This window comes from Caenimonas terrae, assembly GCF_042655405.1.
GTDB lineage: Bacteria > Pseudomonadota > Gammaproteobacteria > Burkholderiales > Burkholderiaceae_C > Ramlibacter > Ramlibacter terrae_A.
In genome coordinates this window covers 1-1,120 of the sequence record NZ_JBHSMF010000001.1, presented here as the reverse complement: position 1 = coordinate 1,120, position 1,120 = coordinate 1, and the positions used below count along the sequence as shown (strand labels likewise).

The window sequence follows — 1,120 nt, the reverse complement described above, 5'->3', positions numbered from 1 at the left end:
CTTTCCGCTTCGAGTGCTCATACGTTTCTCCGATGAGTCTTAACGTCGGACGTAACCGGCGACCAAGGAACGGCGCGGCAATGCCGCGGGACGGCTTTGGGCGTCCGCGTTGACGGACCTGTTAAGACTCATCGCGTGCTCCCTTTCCTTCAGCCTGCTGCTCGCGCAATGCGACAAGCCCTTTGGGTTCGCTCTGGAACCAAAACCACTGTGGGTCCGTGCCGCCCGCGCGCAAGATGAATTGGGAGAACTGGAGTGAGCAGATTGCGGCCAGGATGATGAGCGCCATAGCCCCTATGACGCCTGCCGCGGAATACACCAGGCGTTCGCCAAGCGTGACCGAAGGCACCAACTGTCGGGCCGCCACCGCGACCAAGGCAACGATCGCAACTGCAGCGACGAGCAATTTGCCGAGGAATACGAGTTTTCCGCTTCGAGTGCTCATACGTTTCTCCGATGAGTCTTAACGTCGGACGTAACCGGCGACCAAGGAACGGCGCGGCGAAGCTGCGGGACGACTTTGGGCGTCCGCGTTGACGGACCTGTTAGAGCGCGCTTTCACAATGGCCATTTGTCTCTGAGCTTTCCGAGTGCAGCGTCCAAACGTCTGACTTCGCTCACATGCCCCAATAGTTCAGCCAAGGTATAGCGGACTTGGCGCTGTTCAGGTGATGTTGAGACTTCTACGATGTTTATGACTTCAAAGCGCTGAGCATCCACGCCCCATCGGCCATGGACCAACTCGTTTCGGAGAAGTCTGGCCTGGTGCGCTTCCGCCAGCCATTTGGTGTAGTTGGAGTATCCCTCAGAGCCAGGTTCAAGCGCAGACTTCACAGTCCGTTCCAATGACTCCAGACGCTTATGAAAGTTAAGCTCTCGGACCTTCTGCGACAAGGCCTCGAGTTGAGCGCCGCCGCCAACCCAAGCAAGGCATAGACCAAGGTTTAAATCTAGGCGGGAGAAGGCGAAAAGTAGCCTTCCGAGCAGTGTCGCGCTGGCGGTTTCGAGGGCCTCGCGCCGCTCGATAATTTGAGTGCCAGTGAGATCTTCCAAAGCGCTCTAACGTCGGACGTAACCGGCGACCAAGGAATGGCGCGGCGCAGCTGCGAAACGACTTTGG

General features: G+C 58.0%; 1 protein-coding gene. It reads right to left on the bottom strand.

The genetic code is table 11. The annotated features are described in order from the left end of the window. Positions 1 to 121 precede the first annotated feature (121 nt). Positions 122 to 445 (bottom strand): hypothetical protein, encoded by a 324-nt coding sequence (locus ACFPOE_RS00005; protein WP_376847939.1) that lies wholly within the window; start codon positions 443 to 445, stop codon positions 122 to 124. Positions 446 to 1,120: the final 675 nt, after the last annotated feature.

Bases quoted from the DNA above. Each gene is read 5' to 3' on its own strand.
- ACFPOE_RS00005 (WP_376847939.1), bottom strand. From the start codon at position 445: ATGAGCACTCGAAGCGGAAAACTCGTATTCCTCGGCAAATTGCTCGTC.